This window comes from Pseudomonas sp. WS 5410 (genome assembly GCF_012985645.1).
GTDB classification, from domain to species: Bacteria; Pseudomonadota; Gammaproteobacteria; order Pseudomonadales; family Pseudomonadaceae; genus Aquipseudomonas; species Aquipseudomonas shahriarae.
This window is the reverse complement of the sequence record NZ_JAAQWS010000004.1, coordinates 233,088-259,712: the sequence shown is the minus strand read 5'-3', so window position 1 is coordinate 259,712 and position 26,625 is coordinate 233,088. Positions and strand designations below refer to the sequence as shown.

Annotated in this window: 24 protein-coding genes; 11 read left to right on the top strand and 13 right to left on the bottom strand. The window is 61.5% G+C overall.

Annotation, left to right across the window (positions count from 1 at the left end; all coding sequences use genetic code 11):
* The first annotated feature begins 39 nt into the window (after positions 1 to 39).
* Positions 40 to 960: a LysR family transcriptional regulator gene (locus HBO24_RS08800; protein WP_057960806.1), complete on the top strand. Its 921-nt coding sequence runs from the start codon at positions 40 to 42 to the stop codon at positions 958 to 960.
* A gap of 227 nt (positions 961 to 1,187) precedes the next feature.
* Here HBO24_RS08800 and HBO24_RS08795 read toward each other — a convergent pair whose 3' ends face one another.
* From HBO24_RS08795 to bioB, 10 genes are all read right to left on the bottom strand, one after another.
* Positions 1,188 to 2,966, bottom strand: a complete 1,779-nt coding sequence (locus HBO24_RS08795; RefSeq protein WP_057960807.1) for an acyl-CoA dehydrogenase C-terminal domain-containing protein — start codon at positions 2,964 to 2,966, stop codon at positions 1,188 to 1,190.
* 131 nt (positions 2,967 to 3,097) lie between these two features.
* Positions 3,098 to 4,882, bottom strand: coding sequence for an acyl-CoA dehydrogenase C-terminal domain-containing protein (locus HBO24_RS08790; RefSeq protein ID WP_057960808.1), 1,785 nt, complete (start codon positions 4,880 to 4,882; stop codon positions 3,098 to 3,100).
* Positions 4,883 to 4,972: 90 nt separating this feature from the next.
* Positions 4,973 to 6,265, bottom strand: a complete 1,293-nt coding sequence (locus HBO24_RS08785) for a GGDEF domain-containing protein (RefSeq protein WP_170059559.1) — start codon at positions 6,263 to 6,265, stop codon at positions 4,973 to 4,975.
* Between the two features lie 206 nt (positions 6,266 to 6,471).
* The gene (locus tag HBO24_RS08780) at positions 6,472 to 8,277 is read right to left on the bottom strand and encodes a phenylacyl-CoA dehydrogenase (protein ID WP_057440295.1); all 1,806 of its coding nucleotides are present in this window, start codon (positions 8,275 to 8,277) and stop codon (positions 6,472 to 6,474) included.
* Between the two features lie 271 nt (positions 8,278 to 8,548).
* Entirely contained in the window at positions 8,549 to 8,830 is a 282-nt protein-coding gene (locus HBO24_RS08775; protein ID WP_057960810.1) for a hypothetical protein, read from the bottom strand.
* Positions 8,831 to 8,935: 105 nt separating this feature from the next.
* Positions 8,936 to 9,616 (bottom strand): dethiobiotin synthase, encoded by a 681-nt coding sequence (gene bioD, locus HBO24_RS08770; protein ID WP_057440293.1) that lies wholly within the window; start codon positions 9,614 to 9,616, stop codon positions 8,936 to 8,938.
* The gene (bioC, locus tag HBO24_RS08765; RefSeq protein ID WP_057444307.1) at positions 9,613 to 10,425 is read right to left on the bottom strand and encodes a malonyl-ACP O-methyltransferase BioC; all 813 of its coding nucleotides are present in this window, start codon (positions 10,423 to 10,425) and stop codon (positions 9,613 to 9,615) included. Before bioC ends, bioD begins: the two co-directional genes overlap by 4 nt.
* Complete coding sequence (locus HBO24_RS08760; RefSeq protein ID WP_170059558.1) at positions 10,418 to 11,149, bottom strand: alpha/beta fold hydrolase; 732 nt, start codon at positions 11,147 to 11,149, stop codon at positions 10,418 to 10,420. The genes bioC and HBO24_RS08760 overlap by 8 nt, the downstream gene beginning before the upstream one ends.
* Positions 11,142 to 12,320: an 8-amino-7-oxononanoate synthase gene (bioF, locus tag HBO24_RS08755; RefSeq protein ID WP_169990393.1), complete on the bottom strand. Its 1,179-nt coding sequence runs from the start codon at positions 12,318 to 12,320 to the stop codon at positions 11,142 to 11,144. Before bioF ends, HBO24_RS08760 begins: the two co-directional genes overlap by 8 nt.
* Positions 12,321 to 12,476: 156 nt before the next feature.
* The gene (gene bioB, locus HBO24_RS08750) at positions 12,477 to 13,532 is read right to left on the bottom strand and encodes a biotin synthase BioB (RefSeq protein WP_057440290.1); all 1,056 of its coding nucleotides are present in this window, start codon (positions 13,530 to 13,532) and stop codon (positions 12,477 to 12,479) included.
* Between the two features lie 92 nt (positions 13,533 to 13,624).
* On the opposite strand from bioB, the gene HBO24_RS08745 reads away from it, so the two are divergent.
* The 4 genes from HBO24_RS08745 (at position 13,625) to rarD (ending at position 17,339) form a co-directional block, all read left to right on the top strand.
* The gene (locus HBO24_RS08745) at positions 13,625 to 14,362 is read left to right on the top strand and encodes a ComF family protein (RefSeq protein ID WP_057440289.1); all 738 of its coding nucleotides are present in this window, start codon (positions 13,625 to 13,627) and stop codon (positions 14,360 to 14,362) included.
* Positions 14,363 to 14,427: 65 nt separating this feature from the next.
* Positions 14,428 to 15,192, top strand: coding sequence for a TOBE domain-containing protein (locus HBO24_RS08740; RefSeq protein WP_057440346.1), 765 nt, complete (start codon positions 14,428 to 14,430; stop codon positions 15,190 to 15,192).
* A 172-nt stretch (positions 15,193 to 15,364) separates the two neighbouring features.
* The gene (locus tag HBO24_RS08735) at positions 15,365 to 16,339 is read left to right on the top strand and encodes a serine/threonine protein kinase (RefSeq protein ID WP_032858595.1); all 975 of its coding nucleotides are present in this window, start codon (positions 15,365 to 15,367) and stop codon (positions 16,337 to 16,339) included.
* A 115-nt stretch (positions 16,340 to 16,454) separates the two neighbouring features.
* Positions 16,455 to 17,339, top strand: a complete 885-nt coding sequence (rarD, locus tag HBO24_RS08730; protein WP_057960816.1) for an EamA family transporter RarD — start codon at positions 16,455 to 16,457, stop codon at positions 17,337 to 17,339.
* Positions 17,340 to 17,561: 222 nt separating this feature from the next.
* Here rarD and HBO24_RS08725 read toward each other — a convergent pair whose 3' ends face one another.
* A complete protein-coding gene (locus HBO24_RS08725) occupies positions 17,562 to 18,080 on the bottom strand; it encodes an ACT domain-containing protein (RefSeq protein WP_057440288.1) in 519 nt (172 codons plus the stop codon).
* 520 nt (positions 18,081 to 18,600) lie between these two features.
* On the opposite strand from HBO24_RS08725, the gene HBO24_RS08720 reads away from it, so the two are divergent.
* Complete coding sequence (locus tag HBO24_RS08720; protein WP_057440287.1) at positions 18,601 to 20,778, top strand: malate synthase G; 2,178 nt, start codon at positions 18,601 to 18,603, stop codon at positions 20,776 to 20,778.
* A 60-nt stretch (positions 20,779 to 20,838) separates the two neighbouring features.
* Here HBO24_RS08720 and HBO24_RS08715 read toward each other — a convergent pair whose 3' ends face one another.
* The gene (locus HBO24_RS08715; protein WP_057444311.1) at positions 20,839 to 21,225 is read right to left on the bottom strand and encodes a hypothetical protein; all 387 of its coding nucleotides are present in this window, start codon (positions 21,223 to 21,225) and stop codon (positions 20,839 to 20,841) included.
* Positions 21,226 to 21,355: 130 nt separating this feature from the next.
* Positions 21,356 to 21,802: a response regulator gene (locus tag HBO24_RS08710; protein ID WP_057440286.1), complete on the bottom strand. Its 447-nt coding sequence runs from the start codon at positions 21,800 to 21,802 to the stop codon at positions 21,356 to 21,358.
* Positions 21,803 to 22,049: 247 nt separating this feature from the next.
* On the opposite strand from HBO24_RS08710, the gene HBO24_RS08705 reads away from it, so the two are divergent.
* From HBO24_RS08705 to HBO24_RS08685, 5 genes are all read left to right on the top strand, one after another.
* The gene (locus HBO24_RS08705; RefSeq protein WP_057440285.1) at positions 22,050 to 23,972 is read left to right on the top strand and encodes a putative nucleotidyltransferase substrate binding domain-containing protein; all 1,923 of its coding nucleotides are present in this window, start codon (positions 22,050 to 22,052) and stop codon (positions 23,970 to 23,972) included.
* On the top strand, positions 23,969 to 24,676 hold the full coding sequence (locus HBO24_RS08700; RefSeq protein WP_170045195.1) for a 3'-5' exonuclease: 708 nt from the start codon (positions 23,969 to 23,971) through the stop codon (positions 24,674 to 24,676). Before HBO24_RS08705 ends, HBO24_RS08700 begins: the two co-directional genes overlap by 4 nt.
* A 204-nt stretch (positions 24,677 to 24,880) precedes the next feature.
* The gene (locus HBO24_RS08695; protein ID WP_057440283.1) at positions 24,881 to 25,399 is read left to right on the top strand and encodes an RNA polymerase sigma factor; all 519 of its coding nucleotides are present in this window, start codon (positions 24,881 to 24,883) and stop codon (positions 25,397 to 25,399) included.
* Positions 25,396 to 26,391, top strand: coding sequence for a FecR family protein (locus tag HBO24_RS08690; RefSeq protein WP_057440282.1), 996 nt, complete (start codon positions 25,396 to 25,398; stop codon positions 26,389 to 26,391). The genes HBO24_RS08695 and HBO24_RS08690 overlap by 4 nt, the downstream gene beginning before the upstream one ends.
* Entirely contained in the window at positions 26,388 to 26,600 is a 213-nt protein-coding gene (locus HBO24_RS08685; protein WP_115129155.1) for a hypothetical protein, read from the top strand. The genes HBO24_RS08690 and HBO24_RS08685 overlap by 4 nt, the downstream gene beginning before the upstream one ends.
* Positions 26,601 to 26,625 lie beyond the last annotated feature (25 nt).

Here is a 26,625-nt window from a genome sequence, read left to right as displayed (position 1 = left end):
GCCATTTCGATTTTCCAGCTTTTTCGATAAGCATTACTTATGGATTTCAAGCAACTGCGTTATTTCGTCGCGGTGTACGAAGAGGGCCATGTCGGCCGGGCTGCCGAGCGCCTGTCGATCTCCCAGCCGGCGCTGTCGCAGCAGATCCGCCAGTTGGAGCAGCACCTGGATGTGAGCCTGTTCGAACGCAGCAGCAAGCGCCTGTTGCCAACCCTGGCCGCCCACACCTTGTACAACCACGCCCTGCCGCTGCTCGATGGTATGCAGCAAGCCGTCGAGGCCCTGCGGCATTTCAAGGGCCAGGCGCTGCGCACCCTGGCCATCGGCGTGCTGCAAACCGTGCATACCAGCCTGGTGCCGCAGATGCTGGAGCGGGTACGCAAGGCCCAGCCGCACCTGGTGGTGCAGATCTACGAGCTGACGGGCCTTGAGATCGAACGCCGCCTGCTCAATGGCTCGCTGGACATTGGCATCAGCTACCTGCCGGCACGCCAGCCCGGTTTGCACGGTGTGCTGCTGTATGAAGATGAACTGAAAGTGGTCATCCCGGCCGACCATCCCTTGCGTGAATTCAAGAAGGTCTCCCTCAAGCAGGCGGCGGAGTTGCCCATGCTGTTGTTGGGCGAAGAGTTCCAGGTCAGGCAGATCTGGCAAGCGCAACTGGCGAACCTGGGGCGTCGGCCCCAGGTGCAAGCCGAGCTGAACACTATGGTGGGGATTCTCGACAGCCTGCCCCATACCAAACTGGCGACGGTACTGCCCGGCCGATCACAGGACGAACACAGCAGCCAGGCGCTGCTATGGAAGCCCTTGAGTGAGCCACGGGTGCCGCTGAAGGTGGGGTTGGTGTGCCGGGATGTACAACGTCAGCAGGCAACGTTGGCATTGCTGCGCACCTTGCTCGAAGACGTGATGAATGGTCCACATGGGCCGACGGCCACGGTAGACGGGCTGGCCTGAACTTTTTCGCGGGCAATAAGAAAACCCCGCCGAAGCGGGGCTTTGCAGACTGTTTCCCTGACATCCATTTCACTCCGCCATCCTGGCAGAATCCTACGTGTCCCTGTTGTTGCTTTGCGCTTCCTGCGCGACGTCCATGTGAAGTAGATTAGCTGTGGATCCAATCTGGCGATAGAGGACGATTAGCAGCACGTCATGTAAGAGAATGCTTACACGCCCTCTTCGGCTTAGAACTGCGCTTCGTCCAGCAGGAACAGCGATTCACTGCCGGCCTTCACCGAAGCACTCAAAGAGTGGATACGCGGCAGCAGGCGGGCAAAGTAGAAGCGCGCCGTCCCCAGTTTGCTGGCGTAAAAGTCCTCCTCGGCCTCTTTGCCCAAGGCGGCCTTGGCCATCAGCGCCCACATGTAGGCGTAGGCCATGTAGCCAAAGGCGTGCAGATACTCCACCGAGGCCGCACCGATTTCATTCGGGTTGCTCTTGGCGCGGTCCAGGACCCAGGCAGTCAAGGTGTCGAGTTCGTCCACCGCAGCACTCAGCGGCTGAATGAACTCGGCCAGGTCACTGTTGGCAGTGGCGATGAAATGGCGGATCTCATCGGCGAACAGGGTGTAGAACGCCCCGCCGCTGCCAACGATCTTGCGCCCCATCAAGTCCAGCGCCTGGATGCCGTTAGTGCCTTCGTAGATCTGAGTGATGCGCACATCCCGCACCAACTGCTCCTGACCCCACTCGCGAATATAGCCATGACCGCCGAAAATCTGCTGGCCGTGCACGGTGGTTTCCAGGCCCAGGTCGGTGAGGAACGCCTTGGAAACCGGGGTCAGCAGCGCCACCAGGTCATCTGCGCGCTTGCGGGTCGCGGCGTCTTCGCTGAACTTGGCGGTATCCAGTTGCATCGCCACGTAAGTGGAGAACGCCCGGCCGCCTTCGTTCGCGGCCTTCATGGTCAGCAACATGCGACGCACGTCAGGGTGGTTGATGATCGGGTCGGCGATCTTGTCCTTGGCCTTGGGGCCGGTCGGCGAGCGGCTTTGCAGGCGGTCACGCGCATATTCGACCGCGTTCTGGTAAGAGCGCTCGCCGGTCGCCAGGCCCTGGATACCGACACCCAGGCGCTCATAGTTCATCATGGTGAACATCGCCGCCAGGCCACGGTTCGGCTCGCCAACCAGGTAGCCAACGGCTTCGTCGAAGTTCATTACGCAGGTCGCAGAGGCCTGGATCCCCATCTTGTGCTCGATCGAGCCACAGGTCACCGGGTTGCGCGCGCCCAGGCTGCCATCGGCATTGACCATGAACTTAGGCACCAGGAACAACGAGATGCCCTTCGGCCCGGCCGGGGCGTCCGGCAGCTTGGCCAGCACCAGGTGAATGATGTTTTCGGTGAGGTCGTGTTCGCCACCGGTGATAAAGATCTTGGTGCCGCTGACCTTGTAGGAACCGTCCGCCTGCGGCTCGGCCTTGGTACGAATAATCCCCAGATCGGTACCGGCATGGGGCTCGGTCAGGCACATGGAACCGGCCCACACACCCGAGTACATATTCGGCAGATAAGTGGCTTTCAGTTCGTCACTGGCGTGGGTGTTGATCGACACGCAGGCGCCGGACGTCAGCATCGGGTACAGGCCAAACGCCAGGCCCGAGGAGTTGATCATCTCTTCGACCTGGGCCGAGACCGCCTTGGGCATGCCCATGCCGCCGTAGGCAGGATCGCCACCAACGCCCACCCAGCCGCCTTCGGCGTAGGTCTTGTAGGCCTCGGGGAACCCGGCCGGGGTGGTGACCACGCCGTTGTCCCAGCGGCAACCTTCCTCGTCGCCATTCCGGCTCAACGGGGCGATGGTCTTGGCGGTGACTTTACCGGCCTCCTCAAGGATCGCCTCGACGGTTTCAGCATCCACGGTCTCGGCCAGGGCCGGCAATTGCGCCCACAGCTTGGCAACCTCGAATACTTCGTTGAGGACGAAGCGCATATCGCGCAGCGGCGCTTTGTAGTCAGCCATGGCAAACCTCGTGAGAACGTTAAAAGTGATTCGGTAGGATCGGTTTCACAGACCCAGAGTGTAACCGAACAACTTTTGTGACACATAGGGTCTGCTTGTGACCAGTTGGTATTTTACAGTCACGCCAACAGTTACAAGGCGAACAATTCGGCGGGCAAACTCATCAGGCAATCACTGCCCGCCTCCACCGCCGCACGATGGGCACTGGTGCGCGGCAACAGGCGCTTGAAATAAAACTCACAGGTCACCAGCTTGCCCCGGGCGTAATCCCCATCGCCACTGCCCGCGTCCAATTGCGCCTGGGCCACCAGGGCCATGCGCAACCACAGGTAGGCATGGATGATGTAACCGCTGTACATCAAATAATCCAGGGCGGCGGCGCCGACTTCATCAGGGTTTTTCATCGCGGCCATGCCGACCTTGGTGGTCAACTCGCCCCATTGCTGGTTCAGCTCGTTGAGCTGTGCAACCTGGGCCTTGAGTTGCGGGTGTTCGGCATGTGCCGCACAGAACTTATGCACAATCTTGGTAAAGCCGCGCAGCAACTTGCCCTGGCTGCCCAGCACCTTGCGCCCCAGCAAATCCAGGGCCTGGATGCCGTTGGTGCCTTCATAGATCGGCGCGATGCGACAATCGCGCACCAACTGTTCCATGCCCCACTCGCGGATAAAACCGTGGCCGCCGAACACCTGCATGCCGTGGTTGGTCACTTCCAGGCCGGTCTCGGTCATAAAGGCTTTGCAGATCGGCGTGAGGAACGCCAGCAAATCCTCGGCTTCCTGGCGTTGCTGCGGGTCGTCGCTCAGGTGTGCGGTGTCCAGCAGTTGCGCGGTGAAGTACGTCAGGGCGCGGTTGCCTTCATTGAAGGCTTTCATGGTCAGCAACATGCGCCGCACATCGGGATGCACGATGATCGGGTCCGCCGGTTTGTCCGGGGCCTTGGCGCCGGTCAGGGCGCGCATCTGCAGGCGGTCGTTGGCGTACTTGATCGCGCCCTGGAAGCTCGCTTCACCCAGGCACAGCCCCTGCATGCCGGTGCCCAGGCGCGCGTGGTTCATCATGGTGAACATGCAATTGAGGCCTTTATTGGCCTCGCCGATCAGGTAGCCCTCGGCACCATCGAAATTCAGCACGCAGGTGGCCGAAGCCTTGATCCCCATCTTGTGCTCGATGGAGCCGCAACTGACACCATTACGCGCCCCGCTATCGGCGAGGAACTTGGGCACGATAAACAGCGAAATACCCTTGGTGCCAGCAGGCGCATCCGGCAACTTGGCCAACACCAGGTGGATGATGTTTTCACTCATGTCGTGCTCGCCGGCCGAGATGAAGATCTTGCTGCCGGTCACCGCGTAGCTGCCATTGGCCTGGGGCACGGCGCGGGTCTTGATGATGCCAAGGTCAGTGCCGCAGTGGGCTTCGGTCAGGCACATGGTGCCCGTCCACTGGCCGGCGGTGAGCTTGGTCAGGTAGGTGTCTTTCTGCTCTTGAGTGCCATGGGCGTGGATCGCCGACATGGCGCCGTGGGTCAGGCCGGGGTACATGCCCCAGGAGGTGTTGCTGGAGCCGATCATCTCGCTGAGCACCAAGCCCAGGGAAGACGGCAAGCCCTGCCCGCCGTAGGCCGGATCCGCCGCCAGGCCGTGCCAGCCGCCTTCGACGTATTGCGCGAACGCTTCCTTGAAACCTTTGGGTGTGGTCACCACGCCATTGTCGAAATGGCAGCCCTCTTCGTCCCCCGGACGGTTCAACGGCGCCAGCACGTTCTCGCAGAACCTCGCGCCTTCTTCGAGGATTGCGCTGACCATGTCCGGGCTGGCCTCGGTGGCGCCCAAAGCAGCGTAGTGAGCGGGGAAATCAAACACGTGATCAATCAGAAAGCGCATATCGCGCAGGGGAGCTTTATAGGCAGGCATGGTGATGTCTCCGGCGGCAGATGACTCAAACCTACTGCCGCCAGGAGCCCCGGACAATCACTGTACAGACGCTGAATACACCACCATCACTCAACCGGCAGCGCCCTGCATGCGCACCGCGCCACGGCGGTTCTGGCCGGCCGCCACCACACAGTTGCGCCCGGCGCCCTTGGCGTTGTACAGCGCCTGGTCGGCGGACTTGAGCACTTCTTCGGGGGTGCGCTGCTCGGCCTGGCGCTCGGCGACGCCGATGCTCACGGTCACCGACACACTGTTCGCCCCCGTGCCCGAACGGCGCTGGCGCCCCTGGTGATCGTCCTGGGGGCGGCTGTCGGGGTTACGCAACTTGATGTGGTAGTTGGCAATGATCTCGCGGATTTCTTCCAGGTGCGGCAGGCATTCATCCAGGGTCTTGCCGGCAAACACCACAGCAAACTCTTCGCCGCCATACCGATAGGCCCGGCCTCCGCCGCTGACTTTCGACAGTTTGCTGGCGACCAGCCGCAGCACCTGGTCACCGACGTCGTGGCCATGGGTGTCGTTGAATCGCTTGAAGTGGTCGACGTCGCTCATCGCCAGCACATAGTTGCGCCCCAGGCGCTGCATACGCTCGTTGAGGGCGCGGCGTCCGGGCAGGCCGGTGAGTTCATCGCGAAAGGCCATCTGATAAGCCTCGTGGGACACACCTGCAGCAATCATCAACATCACCTGGCTGCACATGATGTTCAGGGTGAACGGCAGGATAAAGGTCTGCGGCAACATCCAGAACATCCCCAGCAATCCCACCAGCTGTGCCGCATGCAACGGCCGCGGTTCGCGCCAGTACTGGGCCGCCAGTGCGACAAAGCCCAGCAGGAACATCGGGTACGACAGTTGGATCAAGCTCATCCACGTGCCATGCAACGCCGGCCAGCGAATTTCCGCCAGCCAGTTGAGCAACGGCCCTGGGTAACTCTGCTCCAGGCCCAGGGCTACGCTGCCTACGGCGAGCAGCACCGCACAGCGTGCGACAAAGTCGCGGAACAGGTGGGTTTTCTCCTGCCACAGGGCATAAATGCTGAACAGCATCGGCAACAGCAGGCACACCAGATGGAACACCACGGCGGCGTCTTCGCGCACACGGCCATGGTCGCGGTAGAAATCGGTCTGGGTGTCCAGCAGGAAGTAGGCGACATACACCGTCACCATCAAGAACAGCTCACGCTGGCGACGGTACACCGTGCAATAGGCCCCCCCGAGCAACAGCACCAAGGTCGGCAGGACATTGAACAGGGAGGTGAAGAAGACGTTGAGGTCCTTGACGTAAGCAGCCGACAACCCCGCCAGCAATAACAGCAACGACGGTAGGAAATGACTGAAACGTACAGCAGACGCGCGCGACAAGGGTAAAGCTCCGACCCATAAAAAAGATGGCACAGTGCCTTCACTGAACACAGTTAAGCACACTCAATGTGACCCGTATCACATTGCCACCACTGTAACGGCAGCCAGGCGCAATCCCTGAGCGCGCTACTCAGGTTTTTTCATGCGCCCACAAAAAAGCCGCCGTTCCCGAAAGAGCGGCGGCTTGGCAGGGAACCCGCCGGGGCTTAGTAGCCCAGGTCGAAGTTCTCTTCTTTCATGTCCATCAGGTTGTTGGCGCCCGACAGCATGGTGGCTACGTGGGTGCGGGTGCGCGGCAGGATGCGCTGGAAGTAGAAGCGCGCAGTCTGCAGCTTGGCGGTGTAGAAGCCTTCTTCGCTGGTGCCGGCAGCCAGTTTTTCAGCAGCCAGGCGCGCCATCTCGGCCCAGAAGTACGCCAGGCAGGCATAACCGGAGTACATCAGGTAGTCCACGGACGCGGCACCGACTTCTTCACGGTCCTTCATGGCAGCCATGCCGACCTTCATGGTCAACTCGCCCCATTCCTTGTTCAGGGCAGCCAACGGTGCGACAAACTCGCTGACCGCTGCGTTGCCTTCGTTGGCCTGGCAGAACTTGTGCACGATCTTGGTGAAGCCCTTGAGCGCTTCGCCCTGGGTCATCAGCACTTTACGGCCAAGCAGGTCCAAGGCCTGGATGCCCGTGGTGCCTTCGTACAGCATCGAAATGCGGCTGTCGCGAACGTTCTGCTCCATGCCCCACTCGGCGATGAAACCGTGGCCGCCGTAGATCTGTACGCCGTGGTTGGCGGACTCAAAACCGACTTCGGTCATGAACGCCTTGGCGATCGGGGTCATGAACGCCAGCAGGCCATCTGCCTGTTTCTTGGCTTCGTCGTCGGTGCCGTACTTGACGATATCCACTTGCTTGGCGGTGAAGTACACCATCGCACGGTTGCCTTCGGCGAAGGCTTTCATGGTCAGCAGCATGCGGCGCACATCAGGGTGCACGATGATCGGGTCAGCGGCCTTGTCCGGCGCTTTCGGGCCAGTCAGGGAGCGCATCTGCAGACGGTCACGCGCATATTTCAGGCCACCCTGGAAACCGATCTCGGCGTGGGCCAGGCCTTGCAGTGCGGTCCCCAGACGAGCGGTGTTCATAAAGGTGAACATGCAGTTCAGGCCTTTGTTCGCCGGGCCAATCAGGTAGCCGGTGGCCGCGTCGAAGTTCATTACGCAGGTGGCGTTGCCGTGGATGCCCATCTTGTGTTCCAGGGAACCACAGGACACCGCGTTGCGCTCACCCACCGAACCATCGGCGTTGGGCAGGAACTTAGGCACGATAAACAGCGAAATGCCTTTGGTGCCAGCCGGAGCATCCGGCAGGCGGGCCAGTACGATGTGGACGATGTTATCGGCCATGTCGTGTTCACCGGCCGAGATGAAGATCTTGGTCCCGGAGACTTTGTAGGAACCGTCGGCCTGAGGCTCGGCCTTGGTGCGCAGCATGCCCAGGTCGGTGCCGCAGTGCGGTTCGGTCAGGCACATGGTGCCGGTCCACTCGCCCGAGACCAGTTTGGTCAGGTAGGCATCCTGCTGCTCGGGGGTACCGTGCTCGGAAATGGTGTTCATCGCGCCATGGGACAGGCCTGGGTACATGCCCCACGACCAGTTGGCTTCACCGACCATCTCGCTGACGGCCAGGCCCAGGGATTCCGGCAGGCCTTGGCCGCCGTGCGCGACGTCGTGGGCCAGGCTCGGCCAGCCGCCTTCGACAAATTGCTTGTAGGCCTCTTTGAAACCAGTAGGGGTTTTAACGCCTGACTCGCTCCAGGTGCACCCTTCGATGTCACCGACGCGGTTCAACGGGGCCAGCACTTGCTCACAAAACTTGGCGCCTTCTTCGAGAATGGCGTCAACCATGTCTGGGGTAGCGTCCTGGCAAGCCGGCAGACTCTGATAGTGCGCTTCGTAGCCGAGCAGTTCGTCACGAACGAAGCGAATATCACGCAAGGGGGCCTTGTAGTCAGGCATAGCGATAAACCTCTGCTGATGAATCCTGGAATGAACAACCGCGTGGATTTGTTGTAGCGGTCAAACAGTTGTTTGAAACATACGTTTACGCCCAATCCTTGTCAAGCGCCCAGCGGATGCCGTTTGTCATGACGCAGGTCAACGCCAGGCGCGACGAGGCCTGCAGCGTGATGCCGCACGACGTTTCAACGAGAGGAAGATGGGAGAATCAGGCGGTTGTGGCGAACGGGCTTGCCACAGGAAAAGCTCCCGCCATATCGCGAGGGGGGGATCAGGCGTAGGTGTCGATCAACGTGCCGAGCATTTCGTCGGAAGCTTTGGCGACTTTTGCGCCCAGCTCCACCTGAAACTTGCCTTCGGCCAGTTCCACCATATTGCTCGCCGAGTCGGTCGGCTGGCCGCGATTGACCGCCTGCAAGCGATCATTCTGGGCATCCGAAGGCTGGCCGGTGGCGGCACTGGCGATTTTGCCGGCGGCCTGGTCGACACGGTTCTGCCCGGCCTGAATAGTGCTCAGGCCTGAATAAAACGCACTGCTTCCAGAGATTTCCATGGCGAACCTGCCTTGCAATAAATCGTGAACCCTTATTGAAGCAGACAATCTGGCAAAAGGCCCGTCAATAACACTAATGGCATAATGCCTTATCGCTAGGAAAAACTAATCAAGCAAGTCCAGTTGCAGGTACCCGGCCACTGCTTCCGCCGTGGGCTGCTTGAGCCTTGGCACTCGGCCCAGGCAGGGCGCCGGCAGGCGTTCGGCCAAGGTGGCGAGGTTTTCTTCCAGACGGGAGGTCTTCGGGTCGATGATATTGGCCACCCACCCCGCCAGCGGTAAACCGTCCCGGGCGATGGCTTCGGCGCTCAACAACGCATGATTGATGCAGCCCAGACGCACGCCCACCACCAGGATCACCGGCAGCCCCAAGGCCTTGGCCAGGTCGGACAGGTTGTGCTGATCGGCCAGCGGCACGCGCCAGCCGCCTGCGCCTTCGATCAAGGTGAAGTCCGCGTGTTTATCGAGGATGTGCCGCATTGGCTTGAGCAGCGCTTGCACGGTCAACGCCACACCGGCTTCACGGGCCGCCAGATGCGGCGCGATGGCGGGCTCGAAGGCCAGTGGGTTGACCTCGGCATAAGCCAGCGGCAACGAGCACTCGGCCAGCAAGGCCAGGGCATCGGCGTTGCGCAAGCCACGGGAGGTCACTTCGCAGCCCGAGGCCACCGGCTTGCCGGCAGCCGTGCTCTTGCCCGCTTGCCGTGCGGCATGCAGCAGGCCTGCGGCGACGGTGGTCTTGCCGACATCGGTGTCCGTGCCGGTGATGAAATAGGCGGCGCTCATAATGGTTTCTCCAATACGGCGTACACGACTTGATAGGTTGCCGGCAGCCCCTGGGTCTGGCGAAACTGCTCGTAGGCCTGCACCAGTGCAACAACCCGTGCCCGGCCCGTCAAGCCACCGGGGCGCCCCGGGTTCAGATTGTGCGCGCCCAATGCTTTCAATTCGTGGGTCAGGCTGCGCACATCCGGGTAATGCAACACATGGGCACGTTGCTCCAGGCTGACCACACGCAAGCCACTGTCCGCACACAGCTGTTGATAAGTACTGAACGGGCGGAAGCGATTGACGTGCACCATCCCATCCGCCGCCCGCCAGCTTTCGCGCAGTTCGTCCAGGGTGCCGACGCACAGGCTGGCAAACGCCAGCACACCGCCAGGCTGCAGCACGCGCCGGGCTTCACTGAGCACCGCGGCAAAATCAGCACACCACTGCACTGCCAGGCTGGAGAAGATCAACTCGCAGCTTGCATCCTGTAACGGCAAGCGCTCGGCATCCCCGGCAATAAAGTACTCAGCACCGCCCAATGGCCGGGCGTGATTAAGCATGCCTTCGGCGATATCCAGCGCCAGGCCCTGGCCCTCGGGGAATACACTGTTTAATGCGCGGCTGAAATACCCGGTGCCGCACCCCAGGTCCAGCCAGTGCTGGGGAAGCAAGGCTGGCGGCAGACGGGACAGCAGTTCGCCGCCCACATCACGCTGCAACGCAGCCACGCTGTCATAACTGGCCGCCGCCCTGGAAAACGACGCCGCGACCTGGCGCTTGTCGGGCAAGGCGCCCGGCAGTGGAGGATGGGACAAATCAGTCATCACCGCACTCATGCAAAAAGGCCTGGATCGCCCCCCCCACTCCGTGGGGGTTGTCCAGTAGGAAAGCGTGGCCAGCCTGTTCAATCAGACCGACTTCGACATCTGGCAGCAACTTCAACAACTCAATAGCCGCCTCACAGGGCACCAACTCATCCAGGCCGGCAAACAAATGCAACTGCGGGCCACGAAAGGCCTGCAAGGCCTCGCGAGTATCCAGTTGCGCGAGCAGTTCAAGGCCGCTCATCAGCACACTGGAGGGGGTAGCCGGCGCGCTGCTGACCAGCAAGCGCGCAATGCCCCGTGGGTCTTGCGTGCCCTTGGCGCACAGCAGGCCGAAACGTTTGAGGGTGACTTGCGAGTCGGCATGGCAACCGGCCAGGAATGCATCGAAAGTCTGCGCCGGCATCGCGCTGGGCCAGCCCTCATGCGCCACAAAACATGGATTGCTGGCCAAGGTCAGCAGGCCACAGCAGCGCTCGCCACGCCGTGCCGCCAACTCAGAGGCGAGCATCCCGCCCAACGACCAGCCGCCCAGCCAGGCGTTATCGGGCAAGGTGGCGTCGAGTTCGTCGAGCCATTCGTCAAGGTCGCTGCCCGCCAGCGCCGGCAACGGTTCGATATCTACCCGCAGGTGCTCGTCCAAACCGCGCAAGGCGGCGGCCAAAGGCTCCAGCGGCGAGACACCCAGGCCCCAGCCGGGGAGCAATATCAGTCGATCACGCATGGTCGGACTCCCGGCCTGACAAACGCAAACACGTGTCCAATGCGTCTAACAATAGTCGTACCTGCGCCTCGCTGTGGGCGGCGGTCAAGGTCACGCGCAAGCGCGCGCTGCCGGCCGGCACCGTGGGCGGGCGGATGGCCGTGACCATGATCCCGCGTTCGCGCAGCATCTGGGACAGGCGCATCGCCCGGGCACTGTCGCCAATCATGATTGGCTGGATCGGCGTGAAGCTGTCCATCAGCTCCAGGCCGATCTGCTCGGCGCCCTGGCGGAACTGACGGATCAGCGTGCACAGATGCTCGCGTCGCCAGTGCTCGCTGCGCAGCAGCTCCAGACTTTTCAGGGTCGCGCAGGCCAGCGCCGGCGGTTGGCTGGTGGTGTAGATGTATGGGCGGGCGAACTGGATCAGGCTTTCGATCAGTTCCTCACTGCCAGCCACAAACGCCCCGGCGGTGCCGAAGGCCTTGCCCAGGGTGCCGACCAACACCGGCACATCCTCCTGGCTCAGGCCGAAATGCTCGACAATCCCGCCCCCCGTGGCGCCCAACGGACCGAAGCCATGGGCGTCATCCACCATCAGCCAGGCGCCCTTGGCCCGGGTTTCGCGGGCCAGCGCCGGCAGGTCCGCCAGGTCGCCGTCCATGCTGAACACACCGTCGGTGACCACCAGAGTATTGCCGCTGGCTTTTTCCAGGCGCTTGGCCAGGCTGAGCGCATCGTTGTGCAGATAGCGATTGAATCGCGCGCCGGAGAGCAAACCCGCATCCAGCAGGGACGCGTGGTTGAGGCGGTCTTCGAGCACCGTGTCGCCCTGCCCCACCAATGCGGTGACGGTGCCGAGGTTGGCCATATACCCGGTGGTGAACAGCAACGCACGCGGGCGCCCGGTGAACTCGGCCAGGGCCTCCTCCAACTCATGATGCGGGGTGCTATGGCCGACCACCAGGTGCGAAGCCCCCCCGCCAACGCCCCAGCGGGAAGCCCCGGCCTGCCAGGCTTCGATAACTTGCGGATGATTGGCCAGGCCCAGGTAGTCGTTATTGCAAAAGGCCAATAGCGGCTTGCCGTCTACCACCACCTGCGGCCCCTGGGGGCTTTGCAGCAGTGGGCGCTGGCGATAGAGATGGTCTGTACGGCGGGCAGCGAGGCGCGCGGCGAGATCGAAAGACATGCTGGCCTCGGTAGATCAGGTTGAACTCGACCCACTGTAGGGGCTGGCTTGCCTGCGATAGCGCAGGGTCAGTCAATACATCAGGTGACTGATAGATCGCTATCCCAGGCAAGCCACCGCCCACATTTGGATTGCATTCCAATAGGGAGATGGGGGTCAGACGGCGGCGTTGTAGAACTGCTCGCTGCTTTTCTGCTCGACCAACGCCTGCTCAATCGCCGCCTGGTGCACTTCATCGGCATGCTCTTCGCGGGCTTCCGGCAGGATGCCCAGGCGCGAGAACAGTTGCATGTCCTTGTCCGCCTGCGGGTTGGCGGTGGTCAGCAATTTGTCACCGTAGAAAATCGAGTTGGCACCGGCAAAGAACGCCAGGGCCTGCATCTGCTCATTCATTGCCTCGCGGCCGGCGGACAGGCGCACGTGGGATTTCGGCATCAGGATGCGCGCCACGGCGAGCATGCGGATAAAGTCGAACGGGTCGATATCCTCGGCATTTTCCAGGGGCGTACCGGCCACCTTGACCAGCATGTTGATCGGCACCGACTCCGGATGCTCCGGCAGGTTGGCCAGTTGGATCAGCAGGTTGGCGCGATCGTCCAGGGATTCGCCCATGCCGAGGATGCCGCCCGAGCAGATCTTCATCCCCGAATCACGCACATACGCCAGGGTTTGCAGGCGCTCGCTGTAGGTGCGGGTGGTGATGATCGAGCCGTAGAACTCCGGCGAGGTGTCCAGATTGTGGTTGTAGTAGTCGAGGCCGGCCTGGGCCAGGGCCTCGGTCTGGTCCTGGTCGAGACGGCCAAGGGTCATGCAGGTTTCCAGGCCCATGGCCTTCACCCCTTTGACCATCTGCAACACATAAGGCATGTCTTTGGCCGACGGGTGCTTCCAGGCCGCGCCCATGCAGAAACGGGTCGAACCGATGGCCTTGGCGCGCGCAGCCTCTTCGAGGACTTTCTGCACTTCCATCAGTTTTTCTTTTTCCAGGCCGGTGTTGTAGTGGCCCGACTGCGGACAATATTTGCAATCTTCCGGGCAGGCACCGGTTTTGATCGACAGCAACGTCGACACCTGCACCCGATTGGCATCGAAATGCGCGCGGTGCACGGTCTGCGCCTGGAACAACAAGTCATTGAACGGCTGGACGAACAGGGCTTTGACTTCGGCCAAAGACCAGTCGTGACGCAGAGTGGCAGTGAGGCTGGCGCTCATGGGCGATTCCTTGTTTATGCTTGGGCAAGCGCTGTGGGCAGGGCAATACCCACAGGCACGACACGGATGCTCGGCATATTTAAGGAAGATTCATGCACTGTCAACCCAGGCACAAACACGAAGTTTACATCTGGTCAAAAAGCAACCAAGCTTGCTTGATCTGTGATGAAGCCACCGACTCGCCTTCAACGGTGTGCAACGCCTGCGAACTCGATCTGCCGTGGCTGACGGACGGCTGTCGCGTGTGTGCCCTGCCGCTGCCGATGAGCGGGCTGATCTGCGGCGAATGCCAGCGCTCACCGCCGGCGTTCCATCAGGTGACCGCACCTTGGACCTACAGCTTCCCGGTGGACAGCCTGATCAGCCGCTTCAAGCATCAGGGCAAATGGCCTCTGGGCCATCTGTTGGCCAATCTATTGGGACAATGCCTGCAAGACGGCTTCGACAACGCCGAACTGACCCGCCCCGACCGCCTGCTTCCCGTACCGATGGCCGCCAAACGCCTGCGCCAGCGCGGCTATAACCAAGCCGCCATGCTCGCCCGCTGGCTAAGCCAAGACCTCGACCTGGCCTTGGATGAACACATGCTGTTGCGCCCTCAAGACACCATCGCCCAGCAACAATTGGCAGCCAAACAACGCCAGCGCAACTTACTCAAGGCGTTTGCCCTGGCCCCCGACGCACAGGTGCGCGGCCAGCACCTGGCGCTGGTGGACGATGTGCTGACCACCGGCGCCACCGCCCACAGCCTGGCCCGCCTGCTGCTGCACGCCGGCGCGCGCCAGGTCGACGTGTACTGCCTGGCGCGCACGCCCAAGCCCGGCACATGACTTGACTCTGGCGCCGCCTGCCCGCAACGTCCGGTGCATTCCAAGCCAGTGTGCAGCCGTTCGCCATGCCTTTACCGTCGCTGTTGAACCAACATATTGTCCGTCGCCCGCAACGCATCGCCTTGCTGCAACACATCGCCGAACAGGGCTCCATCACCCGGGCGGCGAAAAGCGCGGGTTTGAGTTACAAGGCCGCGTGGGACGCCATTGATGAACTGAACAACCTGGCGCAAAAACCACTGGTCGAACGTAGCGTCGGCGGCAAGGGCGGCGGCGGTGCGCGACTCTCGGCAGAGGGCGAGCGGGTGTTGCGCCTGTATCAGCGCCTGCAAACCCTGCAAGCCCAAGTGCTGGAGGCCGCCGAAGACGCCAGCGACTTCAACCTGCTGGGCCGCCTGATGCTGCGCACCAGTGCGCGTAACCAATTGCATGGCCAGGTGATCGCCATGGATAGCCATGGTCGCAATGACCGGGTGCGCCTGGAACTGGCCGGCGGCTTGACCCTCGATGCACAGATCACCCACGACAGCACGCTGCGCCTGGAGCTGGAAATCGGCACTGAAGTGGTGGCATTGATCAAGGCCGGCTGGCTGGAGCTGATCGCTGCCGACCAGGCGCCGGTGCCTGGGTTTAACTGCTTTGGCGGCCAGGTCGAGGCGGTTCTTGATGCAGAGGATGGCCCCAGTGAGGTGCGCATTGCCTTGCCCAATGGCCTGGTGCTGTGTGCGCTGGCGGCGCCCGAGCAGCTCAAGGCGCTGGGGGCGGGTGAAGGCACGCAGGTTCAGGTGCAGTTTGCGCCGAGCAATGTGCTGTTGGGTACGCCGGTTTAGGTGATCTTTAGGGCCTCATCGCGGGCAAGCCCGCTCCCACATTTGAGCGGTGTACACAGAAACATTGTGTGGGCTTGCCTGCGATAGCAATGGCACACGCGCCACCTATCCAAGGCCCGGTGCGATACCATACCCGGCCGGACGCGGCGACCTGCTGCGCGCAGGAGTTCGCATGGCCCACCCGTTTGAAACATTGACCCCCGATCTGGTTCTCGATGCTGTCGAAAGCATCGGTTTCCTCAGCGATGCTCGCGTATTGGCGCTCAACAGCTACGAAAATCGCGTCTATCAGGTCGGCATCGAAGACTCCGAGCCATTGATCGCCAAGTTCTATCGCCCCCAGCGCTGGACCAACGAGGCGATCCTCGAAGAACACCGCTTTACTTTCGAACTGGCCGAGTGCGAAGTCCCGGTCGTCGCCCCGATGATCCATAACGGTGAAAGCCTGTTCGAACACGCGGGCTTTCGTTTCACCCTGTTCCCCCGTCGTGGCGGCCGGGCGCCGGAGCCGGGCAATCTCGATCAGCTGTACCGCCTCGGGCAGTTGCTCGGGCGCTTGCATGCGGTCGGCGCCACCCGCCCTTTCGAGCACCGCGAAGCCCTGGGCGTGAAGAACTTCGGTCACGACTCCCTGAACACCCTGCTTGAAGGCAATTTCATCCCCAAGAGCCTGTTGCCTGCCTACGAATCCGTGGCCCGTGACCTGCTCAAGCGTGTGGAGGATGTGTACAGCGCCACGCCGCACAAGAACATCCGCATGCATGGCGACTGCCACCCCGGCAACATGATGTGCCGCGACGAGATGTTCCATATCGTCGACCTCGACGACTGTCGCATGGGCCCGGCGGTGCAGGATTTGTGGATGATGCTTGCTGGTGATCGCCAGGAATGCCTGGGGCAGTTGTCGGAGCTGATGGATGGCTACCAGGAATTCCACGACTTCGATCCCCGCGAACTGGCGCTGATCGAGCCGCTACGTGCCCTGCGCCTGATGCACTACAGCGCGTGGCTGGCACGGCGCTGGGATGACCCGGCATTTCCGCACAGCTTCCCGTGGTTTGGCAGCGAGCGGTATTGGGGCGACCAGGTGCTGGCGCTGCGCGAGCAATTGTCGGCGCTCAACGAAGAGCCCCTGAAACTGTTCTGACACTGGCCTCGCTGTGGCGAGGGGCTTGTGCCCTCGCCACAAAAAGTCAGCACGCATTTCCTGACAAACATCCTTACAATTGCGGCATTGTTAGCTGCCTAAGCAAGGATTCTGCATGCAAGCCGCCAACCCGCGTCGCGGGTACATTCTGGGCCTGAGTGCCTACGTCATCTGGGGCCTGTTCCCGCTCTACTTCAAAGCCATCGCCAGCGTCCCGGCGGCCGAAATCATCGTCCACCGCGTACTGTGGTCGGCGCTGTTCGGCGGTTTGCTGTTGCTGGTGTGGAAACACCCCGGCTGGTGGCGCGAACTGCGGGACAACCCCAAGCGCCTGGCGATCCTGGCGTTGAGCGGCTCATTGATCGCGGGCAACTGGCTGACCTATGTGTGGTCGGTCAACAGCGGGCGCATGCTGGAGGCCAGCCTGGGTTACTACATCAACCCGCTGGTCAACGTACTACTGGGCATGCTGCTCCTCGGCGAACGCCTGCGGCGCTTGCAGTGGGTGGCCGTCGGGCTGGCCGCCGTGGGCGTTGCGCAACAGGTGTGGCAGGTCGGCAGCTTGCCGTGGGTGTCGCTGGTGCTGGCGCTGACCTTTGGTTTCTATGGTTTGATCCGCAAGCAAGCGCCAGTCAAGGCGCTACCCGGGTTGGTGGTGGAAACCTGGATGCTGGTGCCGATTGCCCTGGCGTGGCTGCTGCTCAACCCCACAGCCCATAGCGCCAACCTGGCATTCTGGAGTACTTCCGAGGCCTGGTGGCTGGTGGCCGCAGGCCCGGTGACATTGATTCCCCTGGTCTGCTTCAACGCTGCGGCACGGCATCTGCCCTACACCACCCTGGGCTTTTTGCAGTACCTGGCGCCGACCCTGGTGCTGCTGCAAGCGGTGCTGTTGTTCGACGAACACATGAGCCCCGCCAGCCTGGTGGCGTTCGTGTTTATCTGGGCCGGGCTGGCGGTGTATAGCGTTGATGCATGGCTGAGCCTGCGCAAACGCTGATCAAATAACGTACAAAACCCTGTAGGCCACGGCCGGCGTGGCTTACAGGGTTTCACCCCAAGGTTATCCACAACCTGATCCCCGGCGTTTGTGCACAAGCCGTTGAAATTGCTCGTTTTTTGCTCAATACACTACACGCCACGGCCGGCGTGGCCTGGCGCCGGGTCTCTACAGCTTATCCACAGGCCCATGCAAGATTTAGATGAACAACCCTGTGGACGGTTATTCCTCGCTGCGCAGTTGCAGTTCCACCATCAAATCATCGGCCAGGGTTTCCAGGGCGGCTTGCAGCGTGTCCAGTGCCAGGCTGGACGGCACCGCCAACGCGGCCTCGGCGTGGAACAACGGGTCACTGCTCATGGGCGCCGGACGCACGTCGGTGCTCAGGCGTTCCAGGTTGACCCCTTGCTTGCTCAACAGCGCGGTGATCTCGCGCACGATCCCCGGCCGGTCATTGCCCACCAGGGTCATCAGGATCGGTTTGCTCGCCGAGGCTTGCGCGCCGCTGCTCTCGCCCACCAGCACGCGGATGCCATGGGTGGACAGGTCCTCCAGGGCGCTGACCAGCTCACTGCGGTTTTCCATCGGCACACTGACCCGCAGGATCCCGGCAAATTGCCCGGCCATATGGGCCATGCGACTTTCCAGCCAGTTGCCGCCGCGCTCGGCAATGCAGTGGGCAACACGTTCGACCACGCCGGGTTTGTCGGCGGCGATCACGGTGAGTACGAGATGGTCCATGGCAACAGCCCTCTTGTTGTGGATTAGCCAGTATAGGCAGATACGGGTATCGGTTGGCTCATGCGGCAGTTGGCTTGCCGGCGATGCGGGTGCTGCGGTGTAGAGGCCATCGCAGGCAAGCCAGCTCCTACATTGATCGCATGGCGGTGAGGAAAAACAAATCGTGTACCATTTTTATATTTATCTGGAACAATCCATTGGTTTTTTGAGAACATCCCATACCCCGCTGTGACCGTACAACCAAAGTGGGTCGCTAAACGACGTATTTAGTCTAATTTTCACAACCGCAACTCATCATGTAGTATGCCTCGGCGCGCACTACATAACGTTAGGTCGATGTCTGCCCAGGCGCCGTCGTAACCCCGAACACCCCGTCAGCAAGCCTTGCGCCGTTGATTGGAACCACCCAGCCGCCGTGATGGCATGTACTGGTGCCGGGTTTGTGGTTTAAATGGCCAGAGGCTTCATTGGTAAATTGAAAAGCTGAAAAGCGAATTAGCTCCGCAGAGTGAGGCAAGCAATGACTGAACACGTTCAAGTCGGTGGCCTGCAGGTCGCCAAAGTCCTGTTCGACTTCGTGAACAACGAAGCCATTCCCGGTACCGGCCTGACCGCCGACCAGTTCTGGGCCGGTGCCGACAAGGTCATCCACGACCTGGCACCGAAGAACAAAGCCCTACTCGCCAAACGCGACGATTTCCAAGCGCGAATCGATACCTGGCACCAGACCCATGCCGGCCAGGCCCACGACGCGGTGGCCTACAAAGCCTTCCTGCAAGATATCGGCTACCTGCTGCCAGAAGCGGCGGATTTCCAGGCGACCACCCAAAACGTCGATGACGAAATCGCCCGCATGGCCGGCCCGCAGCTGGTGGTGCCGGTGATGAATGCGCGGTTCGCCCTCAACGCCTCCAACGCGCGCTGGGGCTCGCTGTACGACGCACTGTATGGCACCGACGCCATCAGCGAAGCCAACGGCGCCGAGAAAGGCCAGGGCTACAACAAGGTGCGTGGCGACAAAGTCATCGCCTTCGCCCGTGCCTTCCTCGACGAAGCAGCACCACTGACCGCCGGCAGCCACGTTGACTCCACCGGCTACAAGATCGTCGACGGCAAGCTGGTGGTCAGCCTCAAGGGCGGCAGCAACAGCGGCCTGCGCAGCGACGCCCAGTTGATCGGCTACCAGGGCGACGCCGCCCAGCCCATCGCACTCTTGTTGAAGCACAACGGCCTGCATTTCGAAATCCAGGTTGACGCCAGCACCCCGGTCGGCCAGACCGACGCCGCCGGCGTCAAAGACATCCTGATGGAAGCCGCGCTGACCACCATCATGGACTGCGAAGACTCCGTTGCCGCCGTCGATGCCGATGACAAAGTGGTGATCTACCGCAACTGGCTCGGCCTGATGAAGGGCGACCTGGCCGAAGAAGTGGCCAAGGGCGGCAAGACCTTCACCCGCACCATGAACGCCGACCGCACCTACACCGGTGTCGATGGTAATGCCGTGACCTTGCATGGTCGTTCGCTATTGTTCGTGCGTAACGTTGGCCACCTGATGACCATCGACGCGATCCTCGACGCCCAGGGCAATGAAGTGCCCGAAGGCATCCTCGATGGCTTGATCACCAGCCTGGCGGCGATCCACAGCCTCAATGGCAACAACAGCCGCAAGAACAGCCGCACCGGCTCCGTGTACATCGTTAAACCGAAGATGCACGGCCCGGAAGAAGCGGCGTTCACCAACGAGCTGTTCGGCCGCATCGAAGACGTACTGAACCTGCCGCGCAACACCCTCAAGGTCGGGATCATGGACGAGGAGCGCCGTACCACGGTCAACCTCAAGGCCTGCATCAAGGCGGCCAGCGAGCGCGTGGTGTTTATCAACACCGGCTTCCTCGACCGTACCGGCGACGAAATCCACACCTCCATGGAAGCGGGCGCGATGGTGCGCAAAGCTGCCATGAAGGCCGAAAAATGGATCGGCGCCTACGAGAACTGGAACGTCGATATCGGCCTGAGCACCGGCCTGCAAGGCCGTGCGCAGATCGGTAAAGGCATGTGGGCCATGCCCGACCTGATGGCGGCCATGCTCGAGCAGAAAATCGCGCACCCGCTGGCCGGTGCCAACACCGCTTGGGTGCCGTCGCCGACCGCCGCGGCATTGCACGCGCTGCATTACCACAAGGTCGATGTATTCGCCCGCCAGGCCGAACTGGCCAAGCGCGAACGCGCGTCGGTGGACGACATCCTGACCATCCCCCTGGCGCAGAATACCGACTGGTCCGAGGAAGAAATCCGCAACGAACTGGACAACAACGCCCAGGGCATCCTCGGCTATGTGGTGCGCTGGATCGACCAGGGTGTGGGTTGCTCGAAAGTACCAGACATCAACGATGTGGGCCTGATGGAAGACCGCGCCACCCTGCGTATTTCCAGCCAGCACATTGCCAACTGGCTGCGCCATGGCGTGGTCAGCGAAGCCCAGGTCATGGAAAGCCTCAAGCGCATGGCGCCGGTGGTGGATCGGCAGAATGCCGGTGATGCGCTGTACCGCCCGCTGGCACCGGACTTCGACAGCAATATCGCGTTCCAGGCCGCGGTGGAGTTGGTGATTGAAGGGACCAAGCAGCCCAATGGTTATACCGAGCCGGTGTTGCATCGTCGGCGTAGGGAGTTCAAGGCCAAGAATGGTTTGTAACTGGTCATTGAAATGAAAAAGCCCCGGTCCTATGACCGGGGCTTTTTTATGTTGCAAGGCTTAACCTGAAACCACAATCAGGTAACTACCCGACAACTCCAACTTACTGCCATGCCCTGAGCCCGTTCCGTCAACCTTCAAGCCGATCAACTGACCGGTATGGTTATTACCGACGACTTTCACAACGATGGTGCCTGCAACTGGATGAGTGAATGTGCTTCCGGTTGCATCTAAATATTCAATTCCAAACTGAGTATGCGTCAGGGTATGAGTCCCGTTCTTCAGGTCCTGGCCGTAATTAATTGTCAGGTGGGTAGTAATATCTGTGTCCATTCTGACCTGGGAAGGGATACCAAAAAACTGATTCGGAGAAAAAACCTCCTGCTGACCATTGATAGAGGCGTGAATATTAGCGCTGTGTTGCGGGTTGTTTTTTTCAGTACTCATAATGAACTCCTGTTCGCGTCATTTAGAGGCGCTGATCCCAAACCAGCTCCCTCCCAACGATTAAACAAGCGCCACTCAAACCGCCGATACTGTGAAATCTGACAGTACTGACCAACGGTAAAAACACCCCCTACTGCGCCATCCCCAGCTCGCGTTTGACCATCTTCGCCAACTTCACGCTATCAATCGGCTTGAGCAAAAAGTCCACCACGCTCAGGTGCATCGCGTCGATCACGTCCGGTGCCTCGGCATCCCCCGACATGATGATGATCGGCAACGCAGCCCGGGTGGACTCGCGTACTTTGCGGATCAGTTCCAGGCCGTTGCTGGGCGCCATGCGCAAATCGGTGATCAACAAACCAATGGATGTGCTGGCATTCAAGAGTTCCCAGGCCGCCTCGCCGCTGTCTGCCGTCATGCAGCGAATGCCATCCAGCCCAAGAATCTCCGCCAACAGTTCACGGGCATCTTTATCGTCATCAACGATCAGTACCCGCTGCGGCGGTAGATCAGGCTCCAGCATCACGGCGCTTAGCGCCTCGCGCTCGGCATCGCTCAAAATATCTTGGTCGGGCATATATTTCTCAGCAGTTGCACTCAATCTCCCAGCACAGAAGTCAGACATCACCGGAAGGGCGAACAATGTGCACTTCGTCGGATAGTTTTCCTAGTGGGCGTTCTACGGGGTCTGGACGATATTCATGTAAGGTTTTTCCCTAGTCATTGAAGGCCGGATAGCTACCTAGACTTACGTCCAATGGGCACCCGCCGCGTGGGGGTCGACCATGAGGGACGATAACGACAAAAAAACTGCGGTCATGGTTATGAGTAAAGCTGATGCTTTCACCCAGGCAGGGAAAACTGCGGTATTGCAGAACATTCACGGCACCCTGCAATTCCTGCAACGCTTCCCTCCGTTCAATCAGATGGAAAACGCCCACCTGGCGTTTCTGGTGGAGCAGTGCCAGTTGCGCTTCTACGGCCCCGGCGAGAGCATTCTCAAACCGTCGGCAGGCCCTGTGGAGCACTTCTACATCGTCAAACAGGGGCGGGTGATCGGCGAGCGGCCGGATTCGGCGCAAACCACCTTCGAAATCACCACCGGCGAATGCTTCCCCCTGGCCGCGCTACTGGGGGAACGGGCGACGCGAACTGAGCACAAGGCCGCCGAAGACACGTTCTGCCTGCAATTGAACAAGCCGGCGTTTATCAAGTTGTTTGCCCTGTCCGGGCCGTTTCGCGACTTTGCCTTGCGTGGGGTCAGCAGCCTGTTGGACCAGGTCAACCAGCAAGTCCAGCAAAAGGCCGTGGAAACCCTCGGCACCCAGTATTCGCTGAACACCCGCCTGGGCGAGCTGGCCATGCGTCACCCCGTGACCTGCAGCCCGCGGACGCCGCTGCGTGAGGCGGTCACACTGATGCATGAGCAGCAGGTCGGCAGCATTGTGGTGGTCGATGAACACAAGGCGCCCCTGGGGATTTTCACCCTGCGTGACCTGCGCCATGTCGTGGCCGAAGGCACCAGCGATTTCACCCAGGCCATCGAACAGCATATGACCCAGGCGCCCTTCTTCCTCAGCCCGGATCACAGCGCCTTCGACGCAGCGATTGCCATGACCGAGCGGCATATCGCCCATGTGTGCCTGGTCAAGGACCGGCGCCTGTGTGGAGTGGTGTCCGAGCGCGATCTGTTTTCCCTGCAACGGGTTGACCTGGTCCACCTGGCACGCACCATCCGCAATGCACCACGGGTGGAAAACCTGGTGGCGATCCGTGGCGAGATCAGCCAATTGGTGGAGCGCATGCTGGCCCACGGCGCGTCCTCGACCCAGATCACCCATATCATCACCCTGCTCAACGATCACACGGTATGCCGGGTCATCGAGCTGAGCATCGCAGACAAGGGCGACCCCGGCGTGCCATTCAGTTGGCTGTGTTTTGGCAGCGAAGGCCGCCGTGAGCAGACGCTGCACACCGACCAGGACAACGGCATCCTGTTCGATGCCCGCGATGCCGCCCACGCCGCCGAGATTCGTGGCCTGCTGTTGCCCCTGGCGCAGCAAATCAATCAAAGCCTGGCGCTGTGCGGTTTCACCCTGTGCAAGGGCAATATCATGGCCGGCAACCCCGAGCTGTGCCTGTCCCGTGCCGAATGGGCCCGGCGCTTTGCCGCATTTATCCGCGAAGCGACGCCAGAGAACCTGCTCAAGTCCAGCATCTATTTCGACCTGCGGGTGGTGTGGGGCGATGAGCAAGGCTGCGAGCAACTGCGCCAGGGCATGCTTGAGCAAGTGGCGGACAATCGCCTGTTCCAACGGATGATGGCCGAGAACGCCTTGCGCCAGCGTCCGCCGGTGGGGCGCTTCCGTGACTTCGTGCTGACGCGTAAAGGCTCGGACAAGGCCACCCTCGACCTCAAGGTGCAGGGCCTCACGCCCTTCGTCGACGGTGCCCGCCTGCTGGCCCTGGCCAATGGCATCGCCACCAACAACACCCTGGAGCGCTTGCGTCAGTTGGTGGATAAAGAGGTGATCGAACGCCTGGACGGCGCGGCCTATGAAGAGGCCTACCACTTTATCCAGCAAACCCGCATGCAGCAGCACCAGTTGCAAACCCGCGAGAACCAGCCCTACTCCAACCGGGTCGACCCCGACAGCCTCAACCACCTGGACCGGCGCATCCTGCGTGAATCCCTGCGCCAGGCCCAACGCCTGCAAAGCAGCCTGGCCCTGAGGTATCAGCTGTGAGCCTGTTCAGTTGGCTGCGCCCTGCCCGGCCAGGCCTGAATGCCCAGCAACAGGCGCGCCTGCAACAACTGGCTGCCCCCAAGGCACTCGGCGAACACAGTCTGCGCGAGCAGCGCTGGGTGGTACTGGACCTGGAAACCAGCGGCCTGAACCTCAATCGCGACCAGGTGCTGTCGATTGGCGCGGTGGTGATCGAAGACGGCGCGGTCGACTTTTCCCAGCAGTTCGAACGTACCCTGCAACGGGCCGACAACAAAATCAGCCCCAGCGTGCTGATCCATGGCCTGGGCCCCAGTGCGATCGCCGCCGGTTGCGATCCAGCCGAAGCGTTACTGGACTTCATGGACTTTGTCGGCGACAGCCCGCTGCTGGCGTTCCACGCACCATTCGACCAGCACATGCTTGGCCGAGCGCTCAAGGACAGCCTGGGTTATCGCCTGACCCATCCGTTCCTCGACGTGGCAGACCTGGCGCCCATGCTGTGCCCCCAGGCGCATATCCGCGAAGCCGGCCTGGATGACTGGATTACCCATTTCAACCTGCAAGTGGGCGAACGCCATCACGCCAGCGCCGATGCTCTGGCCACCGCAGAATTGATGTTGATTCTATTCAGCCGTGCCCGCCAGCAAGGGCTGGACAGCCCTGCCGCGTTGCAACAACGCCTGAGCCAGTGGAAACGTCGCAAACAAGCCCCTTCCTTCTAACGGCTGCCGCTCAGTTAAGAGAGACAATCGGTAACCTGTGGCGAGGGAGCTTGCTCCCGTTGGGGCGCGAAGCGGCCCTGAAACGGGAGCAAGCCCCCTCAGCAACATCCGTCCCGCCCGACCAACGCCAATTGCACCCATCCGCCACCTCTGCCACAATCGCGAATAATTCTCGTTAGTTTAAACATCTCGATTGGTGATGCCTTGTCGTCAGCCCAAAGTCCCCACAGTGAGCTTGTTGGCACGTTGTACCGTGACCATCGCGGCTGGCTGCTGGCGTGGCTGCGGCGCAACGTGGCCTGCCCCAGTCGTGCCGAGGACCTGAGCCAGGACACCTTCATGCGCCTGCTGGGCCGTGAAGAACTGCGTGAACCCCGCGAACCCCGGGCGTTTCTGGTGGCTGTCGCAAAGGGCCTGTTGTTCGACTACTTTCGCCGCGCCGCGCTGGAACAGGCCTACCTCACCGAACTGATGCTGATCCCGGAAAGCGAACAGCCTTCCCCGGAAGAACAGCACCTGATCCTCGAAGACCTCAAAGCCATCGACCGCTTGCTCGGCAAGCTGTCCAGCAAGGCCCGCGCCGCGTTCCTCTATAACCGCCTGGACGGCCTGGGCCACGCCGAAATCGCCCAGCGCCTCGGCGTGTCGGTGCCCCGGGTACGGCAATATCTGGCCCAGGGGATTCGCCAGTGCTACATCGCCCTGTATGGCCAGCCGTTGTGAGCCAGGTCAGTTCCAGACCGGTCAGCGCACGGGTGCTGGATGCGGCGATTGCCTGGCAACTGTCCCTGGACTCCGGGGACAGCAGCCCCGTGGAGCATGAAGCATTCAACAAATGGCTGGCCAGCAGCGAAGAACACGCCCGCGCCTGGCGCCAACTGGGCATGCTCGACCAGCGCTTCAGCGTGGCCAGCGGCCCGGCACGGGCGGCGCTGCTGCAATCGCGCGAAGGCATTCGGCAACGGGTGCGCAAGCTCGGCAGCGGCCTGGCCAGTGTGGTGCTGGTCTGCGGCCTGGCGGTGTTCGCCGGCCAGCGCTACGTGCCGATCAACTACTGGCTGGCCGACCAACGCACCGCCACCGGTGAACAGCGCACGCTGAAACTGGCAGATGGCACCCTGATCAACCTCAACACCCACAGCGCCATTGACGTGCGTTTTGACGAAAAGCGCCGAGTAATCGTGCTGCAGGAAGGTGAGATCTTCGTCGAAACCGGGCACAACGATGGGCGCCCCTTTGTTGTCGAGACCCGCGACGGCAGCCTGCGCGCCCTGGGTACGCGGTTTATCGTCAAGCGCGAGGACGACGGCACGCGGCTCAGCGTGTTGCAGTCGGCGGTTGCGGCGCAGCCCGAGGCGTTGCACCAGGAGCAGGTGTTCAAGGAAGGCCAGCAAGTGCTGATGCGCCGTAACAGCCTCGGCCCGTTGCTGGCCGTAACCCCCGGCACCGACGCCTGGACCCGCGGCATGCTGGTGGTGGACAACGCGCGGCTGGGGGATGTGGTCGAGGAACTGGCGCGCTACCGCACCGGCTACCTGGGTGTGGATAAAAACGTCGCCGACCTGCGCATCACCGGCAGCTTCCCGCTGCACGACACCACGCTGGCGCTTAACGCGCTGCTGCCGACCCTGCCGGTGCAGATCGAGCAACATACGCCGTGGTGGATTAACGTGGCCGCCAGGCCCGTGCCAGACGGTTCCGTTAGCAATAATTGAATAAAGGCAATGTCGAAAACAAAGCCCTCTGCGCCCCCGCTGCCGAGGCGCTGGCCGCTGAATGCCGACTGCGCTGCGGGGTGGCCGGTGCGCTCAACCTCAATCGCTTCGCCGACTGCAAAAACTACGAAGAGCGCGTGAGCATTCACAGATTTATTTTCACTTGGCCCTATCACTTTTTGATTCTCGTCCGGCACCTAGGCAATTGAGAAATATTTCCATTCCGGAGCCACC

Bases quoted from the DNA above. Each gene is read 5' to 3' on its own strand.
- HBO24_RS08735 (WP_032858595.1), top strand. From the start codon at position 15,365: ATGGCCCACCCGTTTGAAACATTGACCCCCGATCTGGTTCTCGATGCT.
- bioC (WP_057444307.1), bottom strand. From the start codon at position 10,425: ATGACTGATTTGTCCCATCCTCCACTGCCGGGCGCCTTGCCCGACAAG.
- bioF (WP_169990393.1), bottom strand. From the start codon at position 12,320: ATGTCTTTCGATCTCGCCGCGCGCCTCGCTGCCCGCCGTACAGACCAT.
- HBO24_RS08780 (WP_057440295.1), bottom strand. From the start codon at position 8,277: ATGCCTGACTACAAGGCCCCCTTGCGTGATATTCGCTTCGTTCGTGAC.
- HBO24_RS08790 (WP_057960808.1), bottom strand. From the start codon at position 4,882: ATGCCTGCCTATAAAGCTCCCCTGCGCGATATGCGCTTTCTGATTGAT.
- bioB (WP_057440290.1), bottom strand. From the start codon at position 13,532: ATGAGCGCCAGCCTCACTGCCACTCTGCGTCACGACTGGTCTTTGGCC.
- HBO24_RS08740 (WP_057440346.1), top strand. From the start codon at position 14,428: ATGCCTTTACCGTCGCTGTTGAACCAACATATTGTCCGTCGCCCGCAA.
- HBO24_RS08800 (WP_057960806.1), top strand. From the start codon at position 40: ATGGATTTCAAGCAACTGCGTTATTTCGTCGCGGTGTACGAAGAGGGC.
- HBO24_RS08795 (WP_057960807.1), bottom strand. From the start codon at position 2,966: ATGGCTGACTACAAAGCGCCGCTGCGCGATATGCGCTTCGTCCTCAAC.
- HBO24_RS08760 (WP_170059558.1), bottom strand. From the start codon at position 11,149: ATGCGTGATCGACTGATATTGCTCCCCGGCTGGGGCCTGGGTGTCTCG.
- HBO24_RS08775 (WP_057960810.1), bottom strand. From the start codon at position 8,830: ATGGAAATCTCTGGAAGCAGTGCGTTTTATTCAGGCCTGAGCACTATT.
- HBO24_RS08715 (WP_057444311.1), bottom strand. From the start codon at position 21,225: ATGAGTACTGAAAAAAACAACCCGCAACACAGCGCTAATATTCACGCC.
- rarD (WP_057960816.1), top strand. From the start codon at position 16,455: ATGCAAGCCGCCAACCCGCGTCGCGGGTACATTCTGGGCCTGAGTGCC.
- bioD (WP_057440293.1), bottom strand. From the start codon at position 9,616: ATGAGCGCCGCCTATTTCATCACCGGCACGGACACCGATGTCGGCAAG.
- HBO24_RS08705 (WP_057440285.1), top strand. From the start codon at position 22,050: ATGAGTAAAGCTGATGCTTTCACCCAGGCAGGGAAAACTGCGGTATTG.
- HBO24_RS08725 (WP_057440288.1), bottom strand. From the start codon at position 18,080: ATGGACCATCTCGTACTCACCGTGATCGCCGCCGACAAACCCGGCGTG.
- HBO24_RS08720 (WP_057440287.1), top strand. From the start codon at position 18,601: ATGACTGAACACGTTCAAGTCGGTGGCCTGCAGGTCGCCAAAGTCCTG.
- HBO24_RS08710 (WP_057440286.1), bottom strand. From the start codon at position 21,802: ATGCCCGACCAAGATATTTTGAGCGATGCCGAGCGCGAGGCGCTAAGC.
- HBO24_RS08745 (WP_057440289.1), top strand. From the start codon at position 13,625: ATGCACTGTCAACCCAGGCACAAACACGAAGTTTACATCTGGTCAAAA.